The sequence below is a fragment of the Mesorhizobium sp. B1-1-6 genome (assembly GCF_006443035.1).
In the GTDB taxonomy this organism is placed as follows: domain Bacteria; phylum Pseudomonadota; class Alphaproteobacteria; order Rhizobiales; family Rhizobiaceae; genus Mesorhizobium.
Genome location: NZ_VFWR01000002.1, coordinates 217,069 through 243,396 on the forward strand (window position 1 = coordinate 217,069; position 26,328 = coordinate 243,396).

The 26,328-nt window shown below is 65.1% G+C and carries 18 protein-coding genes; 10 read left to right on the forward strand and 8 right to left on the reverse strand.

Annotated features, from left to right (window positions below):
- Positions 1-12 precede the first annotated feature (12 nt).
- Positions 13-1,062: an aldo/keto reductase gene (locus FJ979_RS04675; RefSeq protein ID WP_140524993.1), complete on the forward strand. Its 1,050-nt coding sequence runs from the start codon at positions 13-15 to the stop codon at positions 1,060-1,062.
- Between the two features lie 154 nt (positions 1,063-1,216).
- Here the strand turns inward: FJ979_RS04675 and FJ979_RS04680 are convergent, their stop codons facing one another.
- The gene (locus FJ979_RS04680; protein ID WP_140580146.1) at positions 1,217-2,122 is read right to left on the reverse strand and encodes a LysR family transcriptional regulator; all 906 of its coding nucleotides are present in this window, start codon (positions 2,120-2,122) and stop codon (positions 1,217-1,219) included.
- Between the two features lie 124 nt (positions 2,123-2,246).
- On the opposite strand from FJ979_RS04680, the gene FJ979_RS04685 reads away from it, so the two are divergent.
- Both FJ979_RS04685 and FJ979_RS04690 read left to right on the forward strand, forming a co-directional pair.
- Positions 2,247-3,428: an MFS transporter gene (locus tag FJ979_RS04685; protein ID WP_140580147.1), complete on the forward strand. Its 1,182-nt coding sequence runs from the start codon at positions 2,247-2,249 to the stop codon at positions 3,426-3,428.
- Between the two features lie 58 nt (positions 3,429-3,486).
- Entirely contained in the window at positions 3,487-4,521 is a 1,035-nt protein-coding gene (locus FJ979_RS04690) for an aldo/keto reductase (RefSeq protein WP_140580148.1), read from the forward strand.
- 231 nt (positions 4,522-4,752) lie between these two features.
- Here the strand turns inward: FJ979_RS04690 and FJ979_RS04695 are convergent, their stop codons facing one another.
- Positions 4,753-5,025: an usg protein gene (locus FJ979_RS04695; protein ID WP_140492921.1), complete on the reverse strand. Its 273-nt coding sequence runs from the start codon at positions 5,023-5,025 to the stop codon at positions 4,753-4,755.
- A gap of 304 nt (positions 5,026-5,329) precedes the next feature.
- Between FJ979_RS04695 and acs the strand changes: the two genes are divergently transcribed.
- Both acs and FJ979_RS04705 read left to right on the forward strand, forming a co-directional pair.
- Positions 5,330-7,285, forward strand: a complete 1,956-nt coding sequence (acs, locus tag FJ979_RS04700; protein WP_140580149.1) for an acetate--CoA ligase — start codon at positions 5,330-5,332, stop codon at positions 7,283-7,285.
- A gap of 8 nt (positions 7,286-7,293) precedes the next feature.
- Positions 7,294-8,034, forward strand: coding sequence for an MOSC domain-containing protein (locus FJ979_RS04705; protein WP_140492915.1), 741 nt, complete (start codon positions 7,294-7,296; stop codon positions 8,032-8,034).
- 1 nt (position 8,035) lies between these two features.
- Here FJ979_RS04705 and FJ979_RS04710 read toward each other — a convergent pair whose 3' ends face one another.
- The 3 genes from FJ979_RS04710 to FJ979_RS04720 form a co-directional block, all read right to left on the reverse strand.
- Positions 8,036-9,298, reverse strand: a complete 1,263-nt coding sequence (locus tag FJ979_RS04710; protein ID WP_140492912.1) for a cyclopropane-fatty-acyl-phospholipid synthase family protein — start codon at positions 9,296-9,298, stop codon at positions 8,036-8,038.
- Positions 9,299-9,663: 365 nt separating this feature from the next.
- Positions 9,664-11,142 carry a TadE/TadG family type IV pilus assembly protein gene (locus FJ979_RS04715; RefSeq protein WP_140580150.1) on the reverse strand — a complete coding sequence of 493 codons (1,479 nt, stop codon included), beginning with the start codon at positions 11,140-11,142 and terminating at the stop codon, positions 9,664-9,666.
- Positions 11,143-11,429: 287 nt separating this feature from the next.
- The gene (locus FJ979_RS04720) at positions 11,430-12,299 is read right to left on the reverse strand and encodes a transglutaminase family protein (RefSeq protein ID WP_140524987.1); all 870 of its coding nucleotides are present in this window, start codon (positions 12,297-12,299) and stop codon (positions 11,430-11,432) included.
- A gap of 213 nt (positions 12,300-12,512) precedes the next feature.
- Here FJ979_RS04720 and FJ979_RS04725 point away from each other — a divergent pair, with 213 nt between their 5' ends.
- The gene (locus FJ979_RS04725) at positions 12,513-13,187 is read left to right on the forward strand and encodes an HAD-IA family hydrolase (RefSeq protein WP_140580151.1); all 675 of its coding nucleotides are present in this window, start codon (positions 12,513-12,515) and stop codon (positions 13,185-13,187) included.
- Between the two features lie 60 nt (positions 13,188-13,247).
- Here the strand turns inward: FJ979_RS04725 and FJ979_RS04730 are convergent, their stop codons facing one another.
- Entirely contained in the window at positions 13,248-13,466 is a 219-nt protein-coding gene (locus tag FJ979_RS04730; RefSeq protein ID WP_140518225.1) for a DUF1674 domain-containing protein, read from the reverse strand.
- Between the two features lie 118 nt (positions 13,467-13,584).
- Here FJ979_RS04730 and htpX point away from each other — a divergent pair, with 118 nt between their 5' ends.
- From htpX to purH, 4 genes are all read left to right on the forward strand, one after another.
- The gene (gene htpX, locus FJ979_RS04735) at positions 13,585-14,598 is read left to right on the forward strand and encodes a zinc metalloprotease HtpX (RefSeq protein ID WP_140580152.1); all 1,014 of its coding nucleotides are present in this window, start codon (positions 13,585-13,587) and stop codon (positions 14,596-14,598) included.
- Entirely contained in the window at positions 14,595-15,977 is a 1,383-nt protein-coding gene (locus FJ979_RS04740) for an RsmB/NOP family class I SAM-dependent RNA methyltransferase (RefSeq protein WP_246679273.1), read from the forward strand. The genes htpX and FJ979_RS04740 overlap by 4 nt, the downstream gene beginning before the upstream one ends.
- A gap of 249 nt (positions 15,978-16,226) precedes the next feature.
- Positions 16,227-17,951 (forward strand): heparinase II/III family protein, encoded by a 1,725-nt coding sequence (locus tag FJ979_RS04745; RefSeq protein ID WP_140580154.1) that lies wholly within the window; start codon positions 16,227-16,229, stop codon positions 17,949-17,951.
- A 90-nt stretch (positions 17,952-18,041) separates the two neighbouring features.
- The gene (gene purH / locus FJ979_RS04750; protein WP_140580155.1) at positions 18,042-19,658 is read left to right on the forward strand and encodes a bifunctional phosphoribosylaminoimidazolecarboxamide formyltransferase/IMP cyclohydrolase; all 1,617 of its coding nucleotides are present in this window, start codon (positions 18,042-18,044) and stop codon (positions 19,656-19,658) included.
- Positions 19,659-19,797: 139 nt separating this feature from the next.
- Here purH and FJ979_RS04755 read toward each other — a convergent pair whose 3' ends face one another.
- Both FJ979_RS04755 and FJ979_RS04760 read right to left on the reverse strand, forming a co-directional pair.
- Complete coding sequence (locus tag FJ979_RS04755) at positions 19,798-21,174, reverse strand: MFS transporter (protein WP_140518061.1); 1,377 nt, start codon at positions 21,172-21,174, stop codon at positions 19,798-19,800.
- Between the two features lie 254 nt (positions 21,175-21,428).
- Positions 21,429-26,261 (reverse strand): NAD-glutamate dehydrogenase, encoded by a 4,833-nt coding sequence (locus FJ979_RS04760; protein WP_140580156.1) that lies wholly within the window; start codon positions 26,259-26,261, stop codon positions 21,429-21,431.
- Between the last annotated feature and the right edge of the window lie 67 nt (positions 26,262-26,328).

A 26,328-nucleotide genomic window follows, 5' to 3' on the forward strand; every position in this document is an offset into this window, starting at 1 on the left:
GGAGCCTTCGCCATGCGTTACAACCAGCTTGGAAATACCGGCCTGTTCGTCTCCGAACTCTGCCTCGGCACCATGACCTTCGGTGCAGCCGGCCAGAATGCCCAATGGGGCCTGATCGCCAGTCTCGACCAGAAAGGCGTCAACGAGATCGTCGGCCGCTCGCTCGCCGCCGGGGTCAATTTCTTCGACACGGCCGATGTCTATTCCTTCGGCGAATCCGAGCGCCTGCTCGGCCAGTCGCTCAGGGATCTCGGCGTTGACAGGTCGAGCGTGGTCGTCGCCACCAAGGTTCACGGCGCCATGGGCGAAGGCCCGAACCAGCGCGGCTCCTCGCGCGGCCACATCATGGACTCGGTCGATGCCAGCCTGGAACGGCTGCAGCTCGATCATATCGATCTCTATCAGTTGCACGGAACCGACGCGGTGACGCCGATCGATGAGACGCTCAGGGCACTGGACGATCTCGTCGCCAGCGGCAAGGTCCGCTATGTCGGCGTATCCAACTGGCAGGCCTGGCGCATCGCCAAGGCGCTTGGCATAGCCGACCGCAAGGGCTTTGCCCGCTTCGAGACCATCCAGTCCTATTACTCGATCGCCGGTCGTGATCTCGAGCGCGAGATCGTGCCGCTGATCAACGAGGAGAAGCTCGGTCTGATGGTCTGGTCGCCGATGGCCGGCGGCCTGCTGTCCGGCAAATACGGCCCTGGTGCGCCCGGCAATGGCCAGGGCCGCCGCGCCTCCTTCAACTTCCCACCGGTCAACGAGGACCGCGCCTGGGCGGCGGTCGCGGTCATGCGCGAGATCGCCAAAAAGCATGACGTCAGCGTCGCTACCGTGGCACTAGGCTATGTCCTGGCCAAGCCCTTCGTGATGAGCGTGATCATCGGCGCCAGCCGCATGGATCAGCTCGAACAGAACCTTGCCGCCACGAACCTCAAACTTGATACCGATGATCTCGCCAGACTGGACGAGGTGAGCGCGCTGCCGGCCGAATATCCCGGCTGGATGCTGGAGCGGCAGGCGGCCGGCCGGCGGCCGGCGCCGTTCGTGCCGAAGGCCTGATCGCTTTTCGAGCTTGCTTCGAAGCCGCGTGCCTTAGGTACGCGGCTTCTCAGTTAGAGCAATTCCAAGAAAAGTGTGTGCGGTTTTCTGTCCAGAATTGCGTCAAAACAAAGAGTTAGAGCGGTTCGCCGTTTCCACGAAACGGTGAACTGCTCTAGAGGCGAACGGCCTCCGAGAGAAAATCGAGAAAAGCCCGCACCCGCGCAGGCAGATGCTTGCCCTGGCCGACATAGACGGCATGGGTGGCCTCCTCGTCGCCTGGGTTGAATTCCTCCAGCAACGGGACGAATGCCCCGGCGTCGATGTCCGGCCGGACATGCCAGCGCGCCAGCCTAGCGATTCCGCCTCCCGCCAGCGCGATCCGCCGCATCGCCTCGCCGTCGGTCAGCGTTGCGTTTCCGACAACCGGGACGATGACCGGCGCACCTGCCGCATCGACAAAAGGCCAGCCGTCTATATGCCGCGCAAAGCCGAAGGCCAGCATATTGTGACGCCCGAGATCGGCCAGCGTGCGCGGCGTCCCACGCGCTTCGACATAGGAGGGTGCCGCGACCAGCACCATCCGGCTCTGCCCCAGTTTGCGCGCTACCAGCCGTGACTCGCGCAAGGGCCCGGCGCGTATCGCCACATCGGCGCGCTCCTCCAGAAGGTCGATCACGCTGTCTGTCAGCACGGCGTCGACGGAAATCTCGGGATAACGCTCCAGAAACCGAGGCAGCAGCGACATCAGCCGGTGGTGGCCGAACGGCACGTAGCTGTTGACCCTCAACCGGCCGCGCGGCGCCGCCCCGGCGGCCGCCTCGCGCTCGGCCGCGTCCATGTCGGCGAGGATGCGCATGCCGCTGTCGTAGAAAGCAGTGCCTTCCGGCGTCAGTTGCAGCTTGCGCGTCGAGCGGGTGACCAGCCGCGCGCCGAGCCTGGCCTCCAGCCGCGCGATCAATTTGCTCACCGCGGACGGGGTCATGCGCAAGGCACGTGCCGCCGCCGAAAAGCTGCCCGCCTCGACGACGCGCACAAACACTTCGATCTCGCCGGAACGGTTGATGTCGGATCTCGCCATCTGTGAATCTATTTCACAGAAAGTATGCCTGGAGCAAGTCTGGTTCACATCGCATGGCCACACGATCTTCCCGGTCGGGGCGCGGCCTGGACAGGGCGCCCGTCACCGCCGAAGTGGAAACATCATGCCTCTCGCTCTCTATGCTCTCGCCGCCGGCGCCTTCGGCATCGGCGTCACCGAATTCGTCATCATGGGCCTGCTCATCGACGTCAGCAAAGATCTCGGCGTCTCGATCTCGGCCGCCGGCCAACTGATTTCCGGCTATGCGCTGGGCGTCGTCATCGGAGCACCTCTGCTGACGATCGCCACCGGCAACTGGCCGCGCAAGACGGTGCTTCTGGCGCTGATGGCGATCTTCACCATTGGCAATCTGGCCTGTGCGCTGGCGCCTGATTATTGGACGTTGATGGGCGCGCGCGTCATCACCGCCTTTGCCCATGGCACCTTCTTCGGCGTCGGCTCGGTGGTCGCCACCGGATTGGTCGCTCCCAACAAGAAGGCGTCGGCGATCGCGCTCATGTTCACCGGCCTGACCATCGCCAACATTCTCGGCGTTCCCTTCGGCACCTGGCTGGGCCAGGCTTTCGGCTGGCGCGCCACCTTCTGGGCGGTGACCGCGGTCGGTCTCGCGGCCTTTGCCGTCATCCTGGCATTGGTGCCGCGCAATCGGACAGCTCCCGAGAAGAGCGACCTGCGCGCCGATCTCGCCGTGCTGCGCCGCACGCCCGTCCTGCTCGGCTTCGCCATCACCGTGCTCGGCTATGCCGGCGTCTTCGCCGTCTTCACCTACATCGCCCCGTTGCTGACCGAGATCAGCGGCTTCAAGGAAGCGGCCGTTTCGCCGATCCTGCTCGTCTTCGGCGGCGGCCTCATCGCCGGCAATATCGCCGGCGGCAAGATCGCCGACCGCTGGCTGGTGCCGGCGGTGCTCGGCAGCCTCGTGGTGCTCGCCCTGGTTCTGGCGACCATGAGCTTTGCTATCCACAGCCAGGTGTTGGCCGTGATCTATGTCGGCCTGCTGGGCGCCGCCGCCTTCGCCACCGTGGCGCCTTTGCAGATGTGGGTGCTGGAAAAGGCCCAAGGTGCTGGCCAGAGCCTCGCCTCGTCCTTCAACATCGCCGCCTTCAACCTCGGCAACGCCGCCGGCGCTTGGCTCGGCGGCGCGGTCATTGCCCAAGGTCTTGGCCTGGGTTCGCTCACCTGGGTCGCCGCCCTGCTGCCGGTCGCGGCACTCGCCGTGGCGGGACTGGCCCTGCGTCTCGGCCGCGGCACCGCGCTCGGCGCGCCCGTCTGCGTCCGGTCGTGAAGCTCGCCGGCAAAGCCGGATCGATTCGACTTCTTTCAAAATCACAAGGAGTAAGAAAATGGATTATCGAAATCTTGGCGCATCGGGCCTGAAAGTGCCGGTGCTCTCGTTCGGAGCGGGAACCTTCGGCGGTTCCGGCCCGCTGTTCGGCGCATGGGGCAACAGCGACGCCAGGGAAGCGCGGCGGCTGGTCGACATCTGCCTCGAGGCCGGCGTCAATCTGTTCGACACCGCCGATGTCTATTCGAACGGCGCCTCGGAAGAGGTGCTCGGCGAGGCGATCAAGGGCCGGCGCGATGCCGTGCTGATCTCGACCAAGACCTCGCTGCCGATGGGCGACGGGCCGGCCGACTATGGTTCCTCGCGTTCGCGGCTGATCAAGGCCGCCGACGCCGCGCTGAAGCGGCTCGGCACCGATTACATCGACCTGTTGCAGTTGCATGCCTTCGATGCCGGCACGCCGATCGAGGAGGTGCTGTCGACGCTGGACGGCCTCGTGCGCGCCGGCAAATTGCGCTATGTCGGCGTCTCCAATTTCTCCGGCTGGCAGGTGATGAAGTCGCTCGGGCTGGCCGACAGGCACGGCTATCCGCGCTATGTCGCGCATCAGGTCTACTATTCGCTGGTCGGCCGCGACTATGAATGGGAGCTGATGCCGCTCGGCCTCGACCAGGGCGTCGGCGCGCTGGTCTGGAGCCCGCTCGGCTGGGGCCGCCTGACCGGCAAGATCCGTCGCGGCCAGCCTCTGCCGGAGAAAAGCCGGCTGCACGACACCGCGAGCTTCGGACCGCCGGTCGAGGACGAGCATCTCTACCGGGTCATGGAGGCCCTCGATGCGGTGGCGCAGGAGACCGGCAGGACCGTGCCGCAGATCGCCATCAACTGGCTGTTGCAGCGCCCGACCGTGTCGTCCGTCATCATCGGCGCCCGCAACGAGGAGCAGTTGCGCCAGAACCTCGGCGCCGTCGGCTGGACGTTGACGCCGGAGCAGATCGGGAAGCTCGATGCGGCAAGCGAGCTCACCGCGCCCTACCCTTATTTTCCCTACCGCCGCCAGGAGGCCTTCGCCCGGCTGAGCCCGCCGGCGGTTTGAGCGTGTCCGACCGCTAGAGCCGAAGGTTAGCGGGGCAGCGCCCCCCTCTGTCTTGCCGGACATCTCCCCCACGGGGGGAGATTGGATGTCACCTCGGCTTTCGCCAATTTCCAACGTGGAGGGATGGCGCTGTTAGCAAAGCTGCCGATCTCCCCCCACGTGGGGGAGATGTCCGGCAGGACAGAGGGGGGCGCCGTAGAGTGCCGACCTTACGGCCTCGAAGCAGCGACCCTAATGCAGCACGAATTCGCCGTCGACCTTGCGCCACTCGTTGGGCGCGATGAGCTTCTGGTGCGTGTAGCTGACCGAATGCAGCGGCCCCTCGAGCTTGGTCTTCCAGAACTCGATGAAGCGGATCAGCACAGGAAACTTCGGCGCGATGTCGTAGTCCTGCCATATGAAGCTCTGCAAGAGATGCGGATGGTCTGGGAAATGATAAAGGATATTGGCCGTGGTCAGGCCATAGCCCCGCAGCATCAGGTCCATTTCAAGCTGGTCGCGCATTTTTGCTCCCCGGGTTGATTCTCCTTCCTCCCAACAATGGATTGTGCGCGCGGTTGCTTAACCGTCTATTGATTTTTTCTTGATCGAAACTGGCTTTAGCACGCGAAAACATGAAGTTAGCAGCGGTCCGGTGCAAGTGCTGACAGCGGCCGCGGGCCCATGTGCGGCATCCCGCCGCGCAAACCCAACGTCTAATGTTGCCGTCATCGCGGAACTGTTAATAATGCGCGCGAATTCGCGGCCGCGTCGCCGCGATCCCGCTGGCGGTTCAAGCCGGCGTTAGTTTCGGGAGGAAAAGCAGGAAATGTCCGAGGTTCATGTCCACCGCGTTCAGCCGGCCTGGAAGAAGAATGCGCTGATCGACAACGACACCTATCTCAAATGGTACGCCGACAGCGTGAAGAATCCGGACAGGTTCTGGGGCAAGCACGGCAAGCGCATCGACTGGTTCAAACCCTTCTCCAAGGTCAGCAACGCCTCCTTCGACGGCAAGGTCTCCATCAAATGGTTCGAGGACGGCCAGACCAATGTTTCCTACAACTGCATCGACCGCCACCTGAAGAAGCGCGGCAACCAGACCGCCATCATCTGGGAAGGCGACAACCCCTACGACGACCGCAAGATCACCTACAATGAGCTCTATGCGCATGTCTGCCGCTTCGCCAACGTGCTGAAGAAGCACGGCGTCAAGAAGGGCGACCGCGTCACCCTCTATATGCCCATGATCCCGGAAGCGGCCTATGCGATGCTCGCCTGCACGCGTATCGGCGCCATCCACTCGGTCGTCTTCGGCGGCTTTTCGCCCGACGCGCTCGCCGGCCGCATCGACGATTGCAAGTCGACCATCGTCATCACCGCTGACGAGGGCCTGCGCGGCGGCAAGCCGATCCCGTTGAAGGAGAACACCGACAAGGCAATCGAGATCGCGGCAAAAGCCGGTACCAGGGTCGAAAAGGTGGTGGTGGTCCGCCGCACCGGCGGCAAGATCGGCTGGGCGCCGGGCCGCGACGTCTGGTACCACGAAGAGGCCGCGACCGTTAAGGCTGAGTGCAAGCCGGAGAAGATGAAGGCGGAGGATCCGCTGTTCATCCTCTATACGTCGGGTTCGACCGGCAAGCCGAAAGGCGTGCTGCACACCACGGCGGGTTATCTCGTCTACGTCTCGATGACGCACCAATATGTCTTCGACTATCATGATGGCGACATCTACTGGTGCACCGCCGATGTCGGCTGGGTCACCGGCCACAGCTACATCGTCTACGGGCCGCTCGCCAACGGCGCCACCACGCTGATGTTCGAGGGCGTGCCCAACTACCCCTCGCAGTCGCGCTTCTGGGAAGTCATCGACAAGCATCAGGTCAACATCTTCTACACCGCGCCGACGGCGCTGCGCGCCCTGATGGGCGCCGGCGACAATCATGTGAAAAAGGCGTCGCGCAAATCGCTGCGCGTGCTGGGGTCGGTCGGCGAACCGATCAATCCGGAGGCCTGGGAGTGGTATTTCAACGTCGTCGGCAACGCCAAGGTGCCGATCGTCGACACCTGGTGGCAGACCGAGACCGGCGGCATCATGATCACGCCGCTGCCGGGCGCCACCGACCTCAAGGCTGGCTCGGCCACGCGGCCCTTCTTCGGTGTCAAGCCGCAACTGGTCGACGGCGAGGGCAAGGTGCTTGAAGGAGCCGCCGACGGCAATCTATGCATCACCGAGTCATGGCCCGGCCAGATGCGCACCGTCTATGGCGATCACGACCGCTTCGTGCAGACCTATTTTTCGACCTACAAGGGCAAGTACTTCACCGGCGACGGCTGCCGCCGCGATGCCGACGGCTATTACTGGATCACCGGCCGGGTCGATGACGTCATCAACGTCTCCGGCCACCGCATGGGCACGGCCGAGGTCGAATCCGCATTGGTCAGCCACGACAAGGTTTCGGAAGCCGCCGTCGTCGGTTATCCCCACGACATCAAGGGCCAGGGCATCTACTGCTACGTCACGCTGATGGCCGGCGAGACGCCGAGCGAGGACTTGCGCAAGGAGCTCCTCGCCCATGTCCGCAAGGAGATCGGCGCCATTGCCACGCCCGACAAGATCCAGTTCGCACCCGGCCTGCCCAAGACCCGCTCGGGCAAGATCATGCGGCGCATCCTGCGCAAGATTGCCGAGGACGATTTCGGCGCCCTTGGCGATACCTCGACGCTCGCCGATCCGGCCGTCGTCGACGACCTCGTCGCCAACCGCCAGAACAAGAAAGGCTGACACCGGCCATGGCCGCGATAGGCAGCGTTGCCGAACTCTGGCGCTATCCGGCGAGTTCGCTCGCCGGCGAACGCCTGGAGACGATCGCGGTCGGCACCGAGAGCATCGAGGGCGACCGGATGTTCGGCCTGGTCGATGCCTCCGACAATGAGATCGCCCGTCCCGATCGCGAGCCGAAGTGGCACAAGGTGCCGCGCATCCGCACCCGGCTGACTGGCGACCGCAGGCTCGAGATCGCGATTCCCGGCGCGGATTGGCTGGCGGCGCCCGGCGCCGAAAGCGACCGTGCCGTTTCCGACTATCTAGGCTTTCCGGCCTCGATCCGTCCGTTCGGCCTGGAGAACGCTCCGCCGGCCTATTCCGGCCCGTTGACCGAGGCGCGCTACCGCAAGGCGCCGATCCATCTGTTGACCACCGCCTCCCTGGCGCGCCTGAAGGCGCTGCATCCGCAAGGCACTCCCGATCCGCGCCGCTTTCGTCCCAACATCGTCATCGACATGGCGGCGGTCGAAGGCACTTTCCCCGAAACCGAATGGATCGGCAGGAAACTCGCCGTCGGCGACCTGCTGTTGACCATTTCCGAGCCGTGCCGCCGCTGCGGCTTCACCATCATCGCCCAGGACGGTTTCGACGACGATCCGGCGATCCTGCGCAATCTGGTGCGTCATAACGCGCACAATCTCGGCGTCTACTGCACCGTCGACCGCGCGGCCAGCGTCAAGGTCGGCGACGGGATGCGATTCGCCTGAATTACCGGTAAAGGTCCGCCCGCGTCGGCGGCAAGCCGCTCGGGCCCCGCGTCCGCTTGGTGGCGACCGTCTGGAAAATCTGCGCCGAGGCACGATCGAAGGCGATCGAACAGCCGGCCAGGTAAAGCAGCCACAGCCGCGCCTTGGCTTCTCCCACTTCGGCGATGGCCTCGTCGAAGCGCGCATGCAGGCGCTCTGCCCACAGCCGGCAGGTGCGGGCGTAGTGCTCGCGCAGATTCTCGACGTCGTGGACGAGGAAGCCGTGTGCTTCCAGATTGCCGCACGTCATGCCGATCGTGTCGATCTCGCCACCCGGGAAGATGTATTTGATCAGCGCCTTGTATTCCGAGCCCTTGCGCAAGGTCTTCTTCATGCTGCCCTTGCTGCGCCTGGTGATGGCATGATGCAGATAGATGCCGCCCGGCTTGAGCAGGCGATGGACGGTCGAGAAGTAGGCGGCGTGGTTGGCCAGCCCCAGATGCTCGAACATGCCTATCGAGGATATCTTGTCGAAGCTTCCGGTGAGCTCGGCATAGGATTTTATCTCGATTGTGATCCGGTCCTCCAGCCCCTCGGCCCGAATGCGTTCGCGGGCGAGTCCGGTCTGGGCCTCCGACAACGAGACGCCATGGCCGACGACGCCATGATGCTTCGCCGCATGGATCAGCATCGCGCCCCAGCCGCAGCCGATATCGAGCAGGCGGTCGCCGGGCTTCAGCCGGAGCTTGCGGCAGATATGCTCGAGCTTGTCGGCCTGGGCCTGGTCGATGTCATTGGCGAAATCCTTGAAATACCCGCAGCTGTAGACCATGCGCTCGTCGAGGAAGAGCCGGTAGAAGGCGTTCGATATGTCGTAGTGATGCTGGATCGCCTGCTTGTTGGAGCCGCTGACAAAGGGATTTTGCCCGGCGAGATCGGCGCGTTGCGTCATCTGCCTTCGCGAGAACAGCACGGCCGGCAGGTCGCGCATGATCGCGAGCTTCGGCAGCGCCTTGAACCGCAGCTTGCCTCGTGAAGGCAGCGCGTAGAGGTCAAACAGCGACCCCTCCTCCACGTCGACCGCCTTGGAAATCCACATCTCGACCAGCGTCGAGAAATTTGGCCGGCGGGCCAGTTGCCAGACGATGTCCTGGTCGTTGATGGCAAGCACCGGGCCGCCGGCCGGACCGATGCGCTCGCCGGTCCAAAGCCTGACGGCAAAGCCCGGCTTCAACGCCTCGACGACCGTGCGAACGATGCGTGCTGCTCTTTCGGTAGCGTCCATGCCGTCCCCCCTGCATTCGGTAGGCCGATCTTGTCCGCTTGAACCCCTGGCCGCAACCCGCTTGCACGAAAGGACGCGGCCAAGCCGGAAAAACGTCTTTTTCCATCCGGCGTCTTGTCTTTTGCTGCAACGCACCCCATCATCAGTGCGTGTTCAACAAACTGAAAGGAGGTGATCCGATGTCGAGTGATTTCGTTTTCCAGAACGTGGCCTCAGCGGATTGCACTTTCGGGAAGCAGTCTTCCCGTTAAGGCGCGAGATGCGCGGCGGGCGACCCCTCGGGTTGCCGCCAGGAGCCGCGCCATGGACGGAAACACGGAAGGCCGCCGGCTTCGAAAGAAGCGGCGGCCTTTTCCTTGTGCGGCCTACTGCGTCAGCGCGACCTTTTCGGTGTTGCGGATGATTTCCTGAAAGGCGGCGTCCAATTCCACCCCGGTCGACACCTCGAAATAATGTTTTTGAGCGGCGGAGGCATCTTTCGACGAACAGTCCTTCAGCACCGCCTTTGCCTGATCCCGCTCGGTTGCCGACATGTCCTTGTTGTTCAGGTCGAAGCCGATGGTGAAAATCTCGATGCCGTCATTTTTCATGTTGCCGCACAGCGTTTCGGCGTTGCCGCGCGCAAGATTGCCCTGGCTGTTGTAGCGGCCCCCGGCACCGGCGAAGGCGGTATTGAACTGGCCATCGGTCATCAGGATCGCGACCTTGGCGATCTTCTTCGCGTTGACGTCCGAGGCGCCGTTGCCGAGGCCGGCATTCTTGATCGCAGCGCGCCATTGCGGCGACAGCATATAGTAGGTCCACTGAATGGCGATCGCGCCGGCGGTATAACCGTCAGCCTGGAAGTCGTCGATCGAATCAAGCAATGCGCCGGAATCGGCGGTCAGCGGGATCACTTCCGCATCGGGGCACTTGTTCATTCCGCCGCCATCGAGATGATCATCCCGGTTGACCAGGGCGTAGTACTTCTTGCCGTTCTTGTCCGTGCGAACCGTATCTGGGCCGTCGGCAGTCAAATCCGCATCGCCGTTTTTGTCCTTGCGCTCCGTGGCGCAATTATCGGGGCGTGGCATCGCCGCGCCAACAATGGAAATGTAGTCGCTGAAGGACGGCAGAAGAGTTTTGCCCGTCTTGGCGACGAGAAGCGAACTGCCGGCCACGGGTGGCAGCTCAGAGCTCGCCGGCTTCTCGGCATAGACGTTTTCGGCCAGCTTGCCGGCGTTCACGCCGGAGGCGTAAGGCACAATCGCGACGCGGATGCGGGGGTTCTTCGGATCCTGGTTCCGGAGCATCGTCCGAACGGCGTTTTTCGCTGCTGCTTTCAGATCGCCGATCTTGTCGACCTTGCCCCGCTTCGCCATCGAGCCTGTTATGTCGAGCATCATGGCCACCTCGATCTGCTTGTCCGAATAGAGCGCTGTCGTCGAGGCGGGAACGCGCTGCATGTCGCGCGTGCCGAACAGCGGGAAATAGAAGGCGACGTCGGCATGGGCCTCCGCCTGCACCGTCCTGGCGGTCCTGTCGACCGTCAGCCTGTCGAGCACGATCTGGTTGGCCTGCAGGATGCCGGCCGTGCTGTTGGCGTCGAGGAAGGCCTGCACCGATTTGTTGGCATCGGCCTCCTTGATGACGCCGGTCGTCAGGTCCCGCGCCGTCGACGTCACCGCGGCGTCGACCACGCTCTGCAGGCTCGATTTGGCGTTGTAGAGCTGGGTGATGTTGACGGCGAAGCCGACGCCCAGCACCAAGACCGAGGCGGCGAATCCGAACAGGATGGCGAAATTCCCGCCGCGGTGCCTGGCAAAGTCGCCGGCCGCGTCCACAAGACCCCCGAAAATCCGCATCGTTCTCTCTCCGCTCGCCCCGGCCTCGTCGCCGGGCGGATCGATGCAGGATTCCGGCCGGGCGCGGCCAGCGGCCGCGCACCAGGGACTAGACTCTTGTTTTTACTTCGCTTTCAAGGATGGAAAGGTGAATGGCCGGTAAACGCCAATGCTGCGTTCGCGCGGCATTTACGAAGCGCTTACCAAGATCCTGCATGTCGCGGCACAGGGCGCGCGGCCGTGTCCCGCCGCGGCACAGCGGCACCTGTGCCAGAGCGAGGCAGTATGGGGATGCATGGAAACCCGGATCAGGCCAGCATCTGCGCGGTGACCGTCCTGTCGATGGCGTGGTAGGGCGGGTTGAACAGATTGTTCTCCTGTTCGTAGGTCCATACCTTGAACAGGCTGAGCCGGTGCGGCCCGAAACTGTGCAGCAACGGCACGTCGGTGGCATCGCGTCCGCGCGCGATGACGATGCGGCCGATCCTCGGAACATTGTGGCGGGGGTCGAACGTGTACCACTTGCCGTCGAGAAACACTTCCATCCAGGCCGAGAAATCCATCGGCGCCGGATCGGCCGGCACGCCGATGTCGCCGAGATAGCCATTCACATAGCGTGCCGGAATGTTCATGCAGCGGCAGAGCGTGATCGCCAGATGGGCGAAGTCTCGGCAGACGCCGACCTGCTCCTCATGCGCCTGCGCCGCGGTGCGGGTCGAGCGGGCATAGCCATAGCCGAAGGACAGCCGGTTGTGGACGTAATCGACGATCGCCTGCACCCTCGCCCAGCCGGACGGCAAACGGCCGAAAAGCTCCCAGGCGAGCTGGCTCAGGTGATCGGTCTCGCAATAGCGGCTGCCCAGCAGATAAAACAGCACCTCGTCGGGCAGCTCGGCCACCGGCACCTCGCGTGCCAGCGTGTTGACCTCGTCCGTCTCGCCGCTGTCCTCGACCACGGCATCGTAGAGGATGCGAAAAGTGCCGGCGGGTGCGGTAAAGCGGCGGCACGAATTGCCATGCAAATCGCTGTAGAGCCTGGTCGGAACCGCGGGCGACGTCAGCATGCGCGTCTGCCGCTTGATGTCGGCCTGCCTGTCCCTGTGGATCTCGAGCATTGAAATCACCGGCGTGGCTCCAGCGCATTCAATGGCCATTTCGTAGCCGAGCCGAATCAGCATCGCGTCCCCCTTCGATGGTCGTGGAAAAGCAGCGAAGTTGAAACGCCGGAGGCGGATCGCGGTTCCCTGACTTGCGGAAAAGGGGACTTGCCGAAAAGGGAAATGGCCGAAAAGGGGAAATGCCGAAAAGGTGGCCGCGCGGCTTCCAATGCCGGCGCCGGGACGTTACCATCGGCGCTCCCTCGAAAGACCTCCCCGAAATCAAGGAAAATCATGTACGCAGGCAGAAAATTCGCCGCCTTCCTCTTCGACATGGACGGCACGCTCATCAATTCCATTGCCTCGGCCGAACGGGTGTGGAGCGACTGGGCGCGGCGGCAAGGGCTCGACGTCGCCGCCTTCCTGCCGACGATCCATGGCGTGCGGGCGATCGAGACGATCGCCGGTCTGGCGCTCCCCGGCGTCGATCCGGCGCATGAGGCCGACCTCTTGCTCAAGGCCGAAGCCGCCGATCTGGAGGGCATCGTTCAGATCGCCAGCGCCGCCGCGTTTCTCAACGCGCTCCCGCCGGAGCGCTGGGCGATCGTAACCTCGGCGCCGCGGGAACTGGCGCTCTTGCGCATGAAGGCTGCCGGCATCCCCGTCCCGGCCGTGCTGATCGCGGCGGAAGATGTTTCACGCGGCAAGCCGGCGCCCGACTGCTTTCAGCTCGGCGCAACGCGGCTCGGCGTCGATGCGCGTGATTGCCTCGTATTCGAGGATGCCCCGGCGGGCATCACGGCGGCCGAGGCGGCGGGCGCAGCGGTCATGGTCATAAACGCCACGCACCGACATCCCCTGGCGACGCAGCATGCCGCGATCGCTGGCTACGACGCCATCGGCGTCACCGTCGACGAGCGCGGCTGGATCGCGCTCGAGCCGCAGCGGGCGGCGGCAACGGCCTTCTAGGCTGTGGGGACAGTCAAACACCCGATTGCCGGCAAATGAGCTGTTTGCTGGGCCGGCATATTAGAAATCGCTGGTCAGGCCCTTGATCTCCCAGTCGCCGTAGCGGCCGGGCTCCTTGCCGCCGCGGCCGCCGACTTCCTTCGGCACCGCGGCTTCCTTGCGGCGGTAGTCCTCGCGCCGCGCCGCGGCCTCTTCAAGCGCGCGGCGGGCGGCGGGCGTCAGCGTCTTCAGCCGCGCTTCGTCATCAGTGGCAGGTGTTTTACTGGTCTCGTCGTTCATGCGATATTCCGGCGGATTGAAACAGGCCGATTGAAACGGGTACCGGCGTTTCCCATCATATAGCGATGAGCCCACGAGGATCGACCCCCTTACATCACGACCAGGACGGGAGCAGACGATGAACACACTTCGCACCGCCATGCTTCTTGCCGCGATGACCGCGCTGTTCATGGGCGTCGGCTTCCTGATCGGCGGCACGGGCGGCATGATGATCGCCTTCCTGATCGCCGCCGCCACCAATCTGTTCAGCTATTGGAACGCCGACAAGATGGTGCTGTCGATGAACCGCTCCGTCGAGGTCGACGAGAAGAACGCGCCCGAATATTACGCCATCGTGCAGGCACTGGCCGAGCAGGCAGGCCTGCCGATGCCCAGGACCTACCTGATCGACAATCCGCAGCCCAACGCCTTCGCCACCGGCCGCAACCCGCAGAACGCGGCTGTCGCCGCTTCCACCGGCCTTTTGCAACGGCTGACGCATGAGGAAGTGGCCGCGGTGATGGCGCACGAGCTCGCCCACGTCCAGCACCGCGACACCTTGACGATGACGATCGTCGCGACCTTCGCCGGCGCCATCTCGATGCTTGGCAATTTCGCCTTCTTCCTCGGAGGCAACCGCGACAACAACAGCCCGTTCGGTTTTGTCGGCGTGCTGGCGGCGATGATCGTGGCGCCGTTTGCCGCGATGATCGTGCAGATGGCGGTCAGCCGCACGCGCGAATACGAGGCCGACCGGCGCGGCGCCGAAATCTGTGGACACCCGCTATGGTTGGCCTCGGCGCTTGACAAGATCGCCCGCGGCGCCGAACGCATACCCAATCCCGATGCCGAGCGTAACCCGGCGATGGCTCATCTCTTCATCATCAACCCGCTGCACGGCGAGCGCATGGACAGTCTGTTCTCCACCCACCCGAGCACCGAGAACCGCATCGCCGCGCTGCAAGCGATGGCGCAGCGCATGGACGGTGGTGTATCGCGGTCCCCGCAGCGCCAGGCGCCAGTGCCGCCGCAGGCCGACGAGCCGCAATCGGCAGGACCGTGGGGCAAGCCGGCCGCGCCGGAACCGCCGGCAGAGCCCAAATCCAATCCATGGGGTCGCAATCCGACCGGGCCCAAGGGCCCGTGGTCGTGAGCGCGGCGGGCAGAGCACCTCGACGCACAGGTGGTCAGGAACACAAAAAGGACGGCGAGTTCGTTGCCGGCCTTGCCGCCCGCAAGGCGGCTGCGCGGCTGCTGGCCGCCGTCATCGATGCGAGGACGCCGCTCGACGGCCTGACCGACCATGAAAACGGCCATCCGCAATACAAGGCGCTGGACCTGCGCGATCGCGGTCTCGTGCGCGCCATTCTGGTCACCGCGCTGCGCTATCGCATGACCATTGCCGGGCTGCTGGCGCGGCGTTTGGAAAAACCGCTGCCGGCCAATGCCACCGCGCTGTCGCATATTTTGCATGTGGCGGCCGCGCAGATCCTGTTCCTCGACATTCCCGACAGCGCCGCGGTCGACCTCGCCGTCACCCATGCCAAGTCCGATCCCCGCACATTGCGCTTTGCCGGCCTGGTCAACGGTGTGCTGCGCACGCTCGCGCGGATCAAGGAGGCTGAACTTCCAGAGGCCCTTGCTACCACCGACGAAGCGCCGAAATGGTTTTCCGACCGTTTGAAGGCCGCCTATGGCGTGGACGAGGCCGGACGGATACTCGCCGCCCACCGCCAGGAGGCCCCTGTCGATTTCTCGGTCAAGGCCGATCCGGAGCACTGGGCCGAAAGGCTCGGCGGCATTGCCCTGCCGACCGGCACGATTCGGGTGGAGAAGCTTGCCGGCCCGGTCACCGAACTGCCTGGCTTCGCCGAAGGCGCCTGGTGGGTCCAGGATGCCGCAGCCGGCCTGCCTGCCCGGTTGCTCGGTGATGTCGGCGGGCTTCGCGTCGCCGATCTCTGCGCCGCGCCCGGCGGCAAGACCGCCCAATTGATCGTGGCCGGCGCACGCGTCACCGCGATCGACACCTCGAAGAACCGGCTGGCGCGGCTGGCGCAGAATCTCGAACGCCTCCGCCTGTCGGCGGATATCGTGCAGGCCGACCTCCTCCAGTACGAGCCGGACGAGCTGTTCGACGCCGTCCTCCTCGACGCGCCCTGCTCCTCGACCGGCACAGTGCGGCGGCATCCCGACGTGCCATGGACCAAGACTGTGGCTGATGTCGAGAAGCTCGCCGATCTCCAGCGCCGGCTGCTCGCGCGCGCCGTCACCCTGGTTAAGCCGGGCGGAAGGATCGTCTTTTCGAACTGTTCGCTCGACCCACTCGAAGGCGAGGAGCTTTATCGTGGCTTCCTCGCCGCGACGCCTGGCGTCGTTGCCGACCCGCTTCGCACCGGCGAGATCATCGGCATCGATCCCTTCCTGACGCAGGAAGGCACGCTGCGCACCACACCTGCCGACCTCGATCTCGGCTCGCCGCAACGTTCCGGTCTCGACGGCTTTTTCGCCGCGCGCATGCGTCGCGCCAGCTAAGGCAAGTCCACGAAAGCTGCGTGACGATTCTCCGTCCGGAATTGCGTGGAACAAGGATCTGGAGCGGAGTATGGATGCCCATCGGGCGCTGAACCGCTCAGGCGTTTAAGCATAGGAAGTTGCTGACTTTTTTGGGGAGCATCCGCGGCCAAGCCAGGCGCAGCGTCACCGCTCGCGGGAATTCGCCTTCGCATGAATCGTTGAATCAGATAAGCTTGCCCTTGGGATAGAGGACGATCAGGAGGGGTTTTGGCACTTGCTGCCGGCAACACGACGCGTCTGTGGGCGCTTGTCGCGAAGGAGTTTTGGCGCAAAACGCGCCGGCGCCTGCGTGCCGGACCGGTTTATCGCTGGCGCTATTCCGGCCGCACGCCCGAACGGGTGCTGATCGCGCCGCCGGACCTGCGGCTGGCCGACCCGCAGATCGCGCTCGAGATCTACTATGGCCGTTATCCCTTGTCGGGACATATGGTCGAGACCGGCGGCAAGTCGCCCTTCCAGATCAGCGTTCCCAATTACGGCTGGCAGAAGACGCTGCATGGCTTTCGCTGGCTGCGTCACATGGGCGCCGCCGGCACCGAGCTTGCCGCCGCCAATGCGCGTGCGCTGGTGTCCGACTGGATCGCCACGCATGGAAACAACATTTCCGGCATTGCCTGGGAGCCCGGCACGGCCGCCAAGCGCATTATCGCCTGGCTGCAGCATTCCTCGATCGTGCTGCAAGGCGCTGAATTCCCGTTCTACCGCGCCTTCCTGAAATCGCTGGCCGTCCAGATCCGCTACCTCAGGTCGATGGCGCGCGAAATGCCTGACGGCAAGGACAGGCTGCGCGCCCGCATCGCCCTCGCCTTCGCCGCCCTGTCGCTGCCGGCGCCCGCATCGGCGCTGCGCGGCGCCACCCGCAACCTCGCCGAGGAACTGGACCGCCAGATCCTTCCCGATGGCGGCCACATCTCGCGCAACCCGATGGCGGTGCTGGAAATCCTCGCCGACCTTTTGCCGCTGCGGCAGACCTACGCCAACCAGGCGGAAGCGCCGCCACAGGCCCTGATCGGCGCCATCGACAGGATGCTGCCGGCGCTGCGCTTCTTTCGCCACCAGGACGGCAGCCTCGCCCGCTTCAACGGCATGGGCGCCACCATCCATGACCGCATCGCCAGCATCCTGCGCCACGACGACACCGCCGGCTCGCCGCTGCTGCATGCACCGCATTCGGGCTATGAGCGGCTGTCCATGGGTGGCGTCACCGTCATCGCCGACACCGGCCTGCCGCCGCCCGTCCACGTCTCCAATGCCGCCCATGCCAGCTGCCTTGCGTTCGAGCTGTCGTCGGGCCGCCAGCATTACATCGTCAATGCCGGCATCGACACCTATGGCGCCGCCGAATTCCGGCCCCTGGCCCGCGCCACCGCCGCGCATTCGACCGCCACCATCAACGACACCTCGTCGGCGCGGTTCAGCCATTCGCTGCGCATCAACGATCTTCTGGGGTCGCCTTTGATCGGCGGCCCGCAGCATGTGCAGTGCAAGCGTATCGACCAGAAGGGCGTTCAAGGCTTCATCGCCCGCCATGACGGCTATATCCAGCGCTTCGGTTTCCTGCACGAGCGCGAGCTGAAACTGTCCTCGAACGGCAATGTGCTGACCGGCAGGGACCGCTTCCAGCGTCCTGGAGGTGCGGCGATCCGCAACAATGGCCGCGATTTCGTCACCGTGCGCTTCCACGTCCATCCCGACATCAACCTTTTGCAGGACGAGCATGACCGCCTGGTGCTGACCGCCGAGCAGGCCGACAGCTGGGTGTTCACCTGCACCGAGATGGTGCCGGAGGTCGAGGAATCGATCTACTTCGCCGGTCTCGGCGGCCCGCGCCGAAGCCGGCAGATCGTGCTTGCCTTCAAGCCGTCCGACATCGCCGAAGTCCACTGGCAGCTCACCCGCACCTCTGTCGCCGGCTATCCCGAAAACAACTGACCGCGCCTGCGCTGACCGAGCTTGCGCCTTGATTTCCTGATCTCATATGATACGGCGCGGGCCTGCCCCTCCAGCCGTGAAAGCACGCCCATGGCCGTCGCCGCCAAGAACATTCCCGCTCCCGACCTCGTTCCCGTGCGTCGCGCGCTGCTCTCCGCCTTCGACAAGACCGGCCTCATCGATCTCGCCAGGGCGCTCGCCGCTTCCGGCGTCGAGCTGGTGTCGACCGGCGGCACGGCAAAAGCGATCGCCGATGCGGGCCTGGCGGTCCGCGACGTCTCCGAGCTCACCGGCTTTCCCGAGATCATGGATGGCCGCGTCAAGACTCTGCACCCGTCGGTGCATGGCGCCCTGCTCGGCGTTCGCGATGATCCCGATCACGCCGCGGCGATGCACAAATATGGCATCGAGCCGATCGACCTGGTCGTCTGCAATCTCTATCCGTTCGAGGAAGTCCGCCGCTCCGGCGCCGACTACGCGGCGATCGTCGAGAACATCGACATTGGCGGCCCGGCGATGATCCGCGCCTCGGCCAAGAACCACGCCTATGTCGCCATCGTCACCGATCCCGGCGACTATGCCTCCGTGCTCAATGCGCTGGAGATGAATATCGGCTCGCTTTCGCTGGATTTCCGCAAGAAGCTCGCGGCCAAGGCTTTTGCCCGCACCGCCAGCTACGACGCGGTAATCTCGGGCTGGTTCGCCGAGGCGCTGGAGATCGAGCACCCGACCTGGCGCGCCTTCGGCGGCAGGCTGGAGACCGTGATGCGCTATGGCGAGAACCCGCACCAGGGCGCCGGCTTCTATGTCAATGGCGACAAGCGGCCGGGCGTGGCCACGGCGCGCCAGCTCCAAGGCAAACAGCTTTCCTACAACAACATCAACGATACCGACGCCGCCTTCGAGCTGGCCGGCGAGTTCGACCCGGCGCGCTCGGCCGCCGTCGCCATCATCAAGCATGCCAACCCGTGCGGCGTCGCCGAGGGTTCGACGCTGAAGGCCGCCTACGCCAGGGCACTGGCCTGCGATCCGGTCTCGGCCTATGGCGGCATTGTCGCTGTGAATCGCATCCTGGACGCCGAGGCGGCCGAAGAGATCGTGAAGACCTTCACCGAGGTCATTATCGCGCCCGGCGCCACCGACGAGGCGGCAGCGATCGTGGCCGCGAAGAAGAACCTGCGCCTGCTGGTCGCGGGCGGCCTGCCGGATCCGCGCGCGATCGGCACAACCGTCAAATCCGTCGCCGGCGGCCTGCTGGTGCAGGGCAGGGACAACGCCGTCGTCGACGACCTCGAGCTGAAGGTGGTGACGAAACGGGCGCCGACGCCGGCCGAACTGGCCGACCTGAAATTCGCCTTCCGCGTCGCCAAGCACGTCAAGTCGAACGCCATCGTCTACGCAAGGGACAGCGCCACGGTAGGCATCGGCGCCGGGCAGATGAGCCGCGTCGATTCCTCGCGCATCGCTGCCCGCAAGGCACTCGACGCTGCGGAAGCGGCGGGCTGGGCCGAGCCGCTGACCAAAGGCTCTGTCGTCGCCTCCGACGCCTTCTTCCCCTTCGCCGACGGCCTGCTGTCGGCCATCGAGGCCGGCGCCACGGCGGTGATCCAGCCCGGCGGCTCGATGCGCGACGACGATGTGGTTGCCGCCGCCGACGAGCATGGCATCGCCATGGTGTTCACGGGCGTGAGACACTTCAGACATTGAGCGCCTCACCCTCCCCCTTGTGGGGAGGGTCGGCGAGCGATGTTTGCGAAGCAAAGCTCGTGAGACGGGGTGGGGCCAGCGCCGTCCCCCACCCCGCTCCGCTTCGCGGATCGACCCTCCCCACAAGGGGGAGGGTAAATCACTCCGCCGCCCGGTCCGCCGGATACGGCGTCCTGATCAGGATCGCCATGCCTATGGCCAGGAACAGGATGATAACCGCCATGCCGAGCCGCGCCGAATCGCTCACCGCCGTGATGGTCGCCACCAGGAACGGCGCCAGGAAACTGGTCGCGCGCCCGGCCAGCGCATAGATGCCGAAATAGCGGCCGGATTCCGACGCCGTAACGCTGCGCGCCATATAGGACCGCGATGACGCCTGCACCGGCCCGAAGGCGAGCCCGATCAGCAATCCATAGAGGATGTAGGCCTTTTCCGCGGCGGTGCCGAACAGGCCCCCGGAATCGGTGGTCGAGAGCTGGATAAGCCCGAGCAGCGTGAAGCCGGGGCCGGTCGAGACGACGCCGATGGTGGCGACCGAAAGCATGACCAGCGCGATCATCACCACCGCCTTGGAGCCGAGCGCGGTGTCGAGCCGCGCAGCGATCCAGCAGCCGAAGATGGCGACGACGTTGAGGATGATGCCGAACATGCCGATCTCGGTGATCGACCACTGGAACATGCCGGCCGCGAAGGTGCCGCCGAGCGCCAGCAGCGCATTGACGCCGTCCTGATAGATCATGCGGGCGACGAGGAAGCGGAAGATGCCGCCGCGCCTGCGCACCTCGACCAAGGTCGACTTCAGCTCCGACAGGCCTTCGCGCACCGCAGGCTTGATCGGGATGCCTTTGATGGCATCGGGAGTGAAGAGGAACATCGGCAGGATGAACAGGAAATACCAGCCGGCCGACAGCGGCCCGGTGGCGCGGGCATCCTCGCCGAGCTTCGGGTCCAGCCCGAACAGCGGGTCGAGGCCGATGATGGTCTTGCCGGTCTCCTGCGATCCGGCCAGGAACAGCACGACGAAGATCAGCGCGATCATACCGCCGAGATAGCCAAGCCCCCAGGCCATGTTGGAGATGCGGCCGATCTCGCTCTTCGGCACCAGGCGCGGCATCATGGAATCGTTGAAGACGGTGGAGAATTCAGCCGCCACCGAGGCCAGCGAGAACAATGCCACGATCAGGAACAGGTTCGAGCCGGGCGCGGCGAGCCACAGCAGCGCCAGGCTGGCGATCTTGATCGCCGCGAAGAAGGCGATCCACGGCTTGCGCGGCCCGGTCTGGTCGGCGATCGAACCGAGGATCGGCGACAGCACGGCGATGACCAGTCCGGCCGCGGCGATGCCGTAGCCCCAGACGGCCTGGCCGGTGGTCGGATCGCTGGCCATGCGCGAAACGAAATAGGGGCCGAAGATGAAGGTGGTGACGACCGTGAAGAAGGGCTGCGCCGCCCAGTCGAACAACATCCACCCCCAGATGCCGCGCCCGGACGCCCGCTGCACTGCTACTTCGGCCATGTCCCCTCCGGTCGCCTTCGTTTCGTTGGGCGGTTCACCCCATGTCTGCATGTTTTCCGCTGGTCATGCAAACGAACACGAGTCGCGCGGCCGTTCTTTGGCTTACCCGCCTTCATTCCGACGAGAGCAAGGGCGCCGACCCTAGCTCCCCCCTTGTGGGAGGTCGGACCGAAGGTCCGGGTGGGCGTCCGGCGCCGCCCCTCCCGCTGCTTCGCAGGGCCCCCCCGCCTGGGAAGGGTAAGTCAGGCGATGGCTCACATCCCTGTCAGATCGCTCATCAGGCCCGATGCCACCGACAGCCGCGACACGGTGATGTCGCCGCCCTCGGTCAGCGCCTGCAGCCGTTCGCGGGTGCGGCCGATCCTCTCCCCGCCGGCCTCCAGCCACGCCGCCACCGGGTCGGCTGCCCCGGCGTGGTTCACGAGTGCCGCCACCGCGATGCCGCGCCGCGCGATCCCGATCGTGTCGGTGGCGCGCGACAGGGCGAGCTGGTCGTAATAGTCCGCCGGTGTGATGGAGCGGGCCGCCTCCTCGACGCGCGGGATACGGAAGGCGTCGCTGACCGCGAAGAAGGCCTTCGCCGCGGCGACGATGTCGGCGCCTGCCGCTCGCGCCGCCAGCGCGATGTCGGGGATCAGCTCCGCCACATCGGCCAGCGCCAGTTGCGCTGCCAGCCTGTCCGGCGCCCCGGCCTTGAACAGTCCATGCCGCTTCTCGTCGATCCGTTCGCGCGAATAATCGGGGAGCAGCGAAACGAGTTTCGGCTCCAGCGCCTTGCGCGCCTCCTGCAATTCGGCGATGCGCTGGGCAAGCGGCGCCGTGCCGGCGTCGTTCTTCAAGTACCAGCCGCTGGTCACGTAGATCAGCCGGCTGACCGCCTGGTAGAGATCGAGCTGCATCTGGCCGTCGATCTGATTGTCGAGCGCGTCGATCTCGCGGTAAAGCGCCGGCAAGGCAAAGCCGTCGCGCACCACGGCGAAGGTGCGCACCACGTCGGCGGCGGTGCGCCCCGTTGCTTCCCGCAACCGGTTGACGAAGGAGGGACCGCCGCGGTTGACCAGCTCATTGGCTACGACCCGGGCGATGATCTCGCGGCGCAGGCGATGGCCGTGTATCTCGGCGGCATATTTCTTCGCCATCCGGTCGGGGAAATAGCCCATCAGGTCGCGGTCGAAATGCGGCTCGTCAGGCACGTCGCTTGCGACGATGTCGGAAAACAGCACGATCTTGGCATAGGCGAGCAGCACGCCGAGCTCGGCCCTGGTCAGCGGCTCGCCGCGCGTCTCGCGCTCGGCAAGGGCCGCCGGCGAGGGCAGCGTCTCGACCGTGCGGTCGAGCAGGCCGCGTGCTTCCAGCGCCGACATGAAGCGGGCCTGGTGGGCGATGTCGGCGAGGCCGCGCTTGCGGGCGATGGAGAGCGCCAGCGTCTGCTGGTAGTTGTTGGACAGGACCAGCTCGCCGACCTCGCCGGTCATCTCGGCGAGAAGCTTGTCGCGCGCAGGCCGGGTCAACGACCCTTTGCGCATGGCGGACGCCAGCGCGATCTTGATATTGACCTCGACGTCGGAACAGTTGACCCCGCCCGAATTGTCGATGGCGTCGGAATTGCAACGCCCGCCATTCATGCCGAATTCGATGCGCGCGCGCTGCGTCACCCCGAGATTGGCGCCCTCGCCGATCACCTTGGCGCGCACGTCGAGCGCGGTGATGCGGACGGCGTCGTTGGCGCGATCACCGACCTCGGCGTTGGTCTCGGTCGAGGCCCGCAAATACGTGCCGATGCCGCCGAACCACAAGAGGTCGACGGGCGCCTTGAGGATGGCGCTCATGATCTCGACCGGCGTGGCGGTCGTCTTGTTGAGGCCGATCGCAGCAGCAGCAGCGGCCGGCAAGGTGATCGATTTCTGGCCGCGCGAGACGATGACGCCGCCCTCGGAGAGCTTGCTCTTGTCGTAGTCCTGCCAGCTCGAACGGGGAAGAGCGAACATGCGCTGGCGCTCGGCCATCGATGCCGCCATGTCGGGATCGGGATCGATGAAGATGTCGCGGTGGTCGAAGGCTGCGATCAGCCTTGTCTTCGGTGACAACAGCATGCCGTTGCCGAACACGTCGCCCGACATGTCGCCCACCCCGACGACGGAGAAGGGCGTGGTCTGGATGTCGCGGTTCATCTCGCGGAAATGCCGCTTGACCGCCTCCCACGCGCCCTTGGCGGTGATGCCCATCTTCTTATGGTCGTACCCGGCCGAACCGCCGCTGGCGAAGGCATCGTCAAGCCAGAAGCCATGGCTTTCGCTGATGGCGTTGGCGGTGTCCGAGAAAGTTGCCGTGCCCTTGTCGGCGGCAACGACGAAATAGGGATCGTCCTGGTCGCGCCTGACAACGCCGGCCGGCGGGATGACGCCGTCGAGGCCGATATTGTCGGTGATCGACAAAAGGCTGGAAACGAAATTCTTGTAGGCCGATGTGCCGGCTTCGAAGATGGCGTCGCGGCCGGCGCTCATCGGCAGCTTCTTCGGATAGAACCCGCCCTTGGCGCCGACCGGCACGATGACCGCGTTCTTGACCTGCTGTGCCTTGACCAGGCCGAGCACCTCGGTGCGGTAATCCTGGGCGCGGTCCGACCAGCGCAGGCCGCCGCGCGCCACCGGACCGAAGCGCAGATGCACGCCCTCGACCTCAGAGCCGTAGACGAAGATTTCCCGCCACGGTCGCGGCTCGGGCAATCCGTCGACCGAACGCGAATCGAGTTTGATCGCCAGCGACTGGCCCTTGGCTTTCGTATCGGCAACGAAATGATTGGTGCGCAGCGAGGCTTCGATGAGATTGAGGTAGCGGCGGATGATGGCGTCGTCGTCGATGTTGGGAACGTCTTCCAGCGCGTCCCTGATCTTGGCCTTGAGATGCTTTGCCGCCACCACGCCTTCCGTCTCGGCTGTCGGGCCGAGCCGGGCGATGAACAGCGCGTGCAGGCCGCGTGCGATCTCGGGATAGCGGTTGAGGGCCGCGGCGATGAAATCCTGGCTCTGCGGAATTCCGGCCTGCTGCAAATACCGCCCATAGGCGCGCAGGATGGTGATTTCGCCCGACCACAGGCCGGCGGTCTGGGCAAGGCCGTTGTAGCCGTCATTGTCGACGTCGCCGCGCCACACCGACAGGAACGCGTCCTCGAACAGCGCGCCGCCATTGCTGAGGTCGATCGGCTTTCCGTAGCTGTTCTCCAGCTCCATGTCGTGGATGAAGACGGTGCCGGGCTGATCACTATTGATCATGCCGGGCTGATCCCTATTGCCGGCCTTGTCGTCGCCGGCCTCGAAGGTGCGCTCGCTGATGACGCGGAAGCCGATATTTTCCAGCACCGGAACGCGCCGCGACAGCGCCACGGGGCTGCCATGGTGATAGATTTTCAGCGCCGCCTGGTGCGGCTTCTGCTCGGCATGGCGATAGTAATCGATGGCGATCGGATTGCTGGCGCTGATCTTGGCGATACGCCCGGCATCGACCAGCGCCACACCGGCGCTGAAGGAGTCCCGGTAGCTTTCCGGAAATCGTGCCGCGATCCTCTTCAGCGCCGGGTCGCTGCCGCTGGTTTCCGCCGCCTCGGAAAGGGCATCCTCCCAGGTGCGCACGATGTCGCGGATCGCCGCCTCGATCGTCGCCTGTTCGACCTTCGGCGTCTTGCCGCCGGAGCGGCCGATGATGAAATGCACACGCGCCAGCCCGCCTTCCGGGAAGGCCGGGTAGTAGGCCGACAGCCGGCCTTCGAACACGGTCTTGAGATAGGTGCCGACCTTCTCGCGCACGACGCTGTCGTAACGGTCGCGCGGCACGAAGACGAGGATGGAGACGAAGCGGTCGAACTGGTCGGCGCGCACCAGTGCCCGCACGCGCGGCCTCTCGACGAGGCCCAGAATGGCCGCGGCATGCTTCCTCAGGATCGGCACCGGCACCTGGAACAGCTCGTCGCGCGGATAGCTCTCCAGCACGTTGATCAGCGCCTTGCCGGAGTGGTCGTGCCGGTCGAAACCGGATTTGGCGATGACGGTTTCGGCCTTCGACCTGAGATAGGGGATCTTCATCACCGAGCGCGTGTAGGCGGTCGACGTGAACAGGCCGACAATGCGCAGTTCGCCCGCCAGAGCGCCCTTGGCGGTGTAGGTCTTGATGCCGATATAATCGAGATAGATGCGCCGGTGCACGGAAGACTTGGCATTGGCCTTGGTGACGATCAGCGGCTCCGGCCCATGCAGGAAGGCTCGAATCTCCGGCGTTGTCGTCACCGCTTCGGTGCCGCGCCGCAGCACCAGCACGTCCAGGTCGGACAATATGCCCAGGCCAGGCTTGTCGGCACGCTCCAGCGTGCCGCTTTCCTCGCCGCCGACATATGTGAATTCGCGCATGCCGAGGAAAGTGAAATTGTCGTCGCGCAGCCACTCCAGGAAGGCGATCGCCTCGGCCACGCTCTTCTTGTCCAGGGGTACCGCCGAATAGCGGAACTCCGAGATCGCCTGGTCGAGGCGGGCCAGCATCGGCTTCCAGTCGCTGACGGCTGAATGGACCTGGCCGAGTATCTTGCGCAGCCGCTCTGCCAAGCCGTTCGCCTGCTCCGGGGTCAGCCGGGGAATATGGACATGGATGACGCTCAGCCGGTCGTGGCTGCCGTCGTCCCTGGCGAAATTGCCGTCGCCGAGAATTTCCTCGACGCCGTCCTTGCCATGGCGGACGGTGATGACGGGATGGGTGACCAGGGTCGGCTCGCCGGCACTCTCGGTGATCTCGCCGAGTATGGAATCGAACAGGAAAGGCATATTGTCGTTGACGACGGTGACGATCGTGACGGGTCGGCCCTCGCGAACGACGCCGGAATCGGTATCGACGGCGACGGCGCACGCACCCTTCTTGTGACCGGCGACCGCGCGGCCGGCGAGATCCGCGGCGCGTTCGAGGTCCGCCACCTCATAGGCGGCAATGTCTTCCGCCGGCGCGCGGGCGAGCAGGTAGTCGGCAAGCCTGGCTGGCCTTTCCTGCGTCTTCGGCATCGCCGTGGCTTTCTTCTTCGACCTGCTCGCCGATTTCACGCTGGCCATGACGCTTCTTTCCTCCCGTCGTATGCTTTTGCGGACATCTGTAGCAGATGACCGCTATTTGGCGACA

Excerpts from the sequence above, each read along its gene's own strand:
- FJ979_RS04675 (WP_140524993.1), top strand. The coding sequence starts at position 13 with ATGCGTTACAACCAGCTTGGAAATACCGGCCTGTTCGTCTCCGAACTC.
- FJ979_RS04680 (WP_140580146.1), bottom strand. The coding sequence starts at position 2,122 with ATGGCGAGATCCGACATCAACCGTTCCGGCGAGATCGAAGTGTTTGTG.
- FJ979_RS04685 (WP_140580147.1), top strand. The coding sequence starts at position 2,247 with ATGCCTCTCGCTCTCTATGCTCTCGCCGCCGGCGCCTTCGGCATCGGC.
- FJ979_RS04690 (WP_140580148.1), top strand. The coding sequence starts at position 3,487 with ATGGATTATCGAAATCTTGGCGCATCGGGCCTGAAAGTGCCGGTGCTC.
- FJ979_RS04695 (WP_140492921.1), bottom strand. The coding sequence starts at position 5,025 with ATGCGCGACCAGCTTGAAATGGACCTGATGCTGCGGGGCTATGGCCTG.
- acs (WP_140580149.1), top strand. The coding sequence starts at position 5,330 with ATGTCCGAGGTTCATGTCCACCGCGTTCAGCCGGCCTGGAAGAAGAAT.
- FJ979_RS04705 (WP_140492915.1), top strand. The coding sequence starts at position 7,294 with ATGGCCGCGATAGGCAGCGTTGCCGAACTCTGGCGCTATCCGGCGAGT.
- FJ979_RS04710 (WP_140492912.1), bottom strand. The coding sequence starts at position 9,298 with ATGGACGCTACCGAAAGAGCAGCACGCATCGTTCGCACGGTCGTCGAG.
- FJ979_RS04715 (WP_140580150.1), bottom strand. The coding sequence starts at position 11,142 with ATGCGGATTTTCGGGGGTCTTGTGGACGCGGCCGGCGACTTTGCCAGG.
- FJ979_RS04720 (WP_140524987.1), bottom strand. The coding sequence starts at position 12,299 with ATGCTGATTCGGCTCGGCTACGAAATGGCCATTGAATGCGCTGGAGCC.
- FJ979_RS04725 (WP_140580151.1), top strand. The coding sequence starts at position 12,513 with ATGTACGCAGGCAGAAAATTCGCCGCCTTCCTCTTCGACATGGACGGC.
- FJ979_RS04730 (WP_140518225.1), bottom strand. The coding sequence starts at position 13,466 with ATGAACGACGAGACCAGTAAAACACCTGCCACTGATGACGAAGCGCGG.
- htpX (WP_140580152.1), top strand. The coding sequence starts at position 13,585 with ATGAACACACTTCGCACCGCCATGCTTCTTGCCGCGATGACCGCGCTG.
- purH (WP_140580155.1), top strand. The coding sequence starts at position 18,042 with ATGGCCGTCGCCGCCAAGAACATTCCCGCTCCCGACCTCGTTCCCGTG.
- FJ979_RS04755 (WP_140518061.1), bottom strand. The coding sequence starts at position 21,174 with ATGGCCGAAGTAGCAGTGCAGCGGGCGTCCGGGCGCGGCATCTGGGGG.
- FJ979_RS04760 (WP_140580156.1), bottom strand. The coding sequence starts at position 26,261 with ATGGCCAGCGTGAAATCGGCGAGCAGGTCGAAGAAGAAAGCCACGGCG.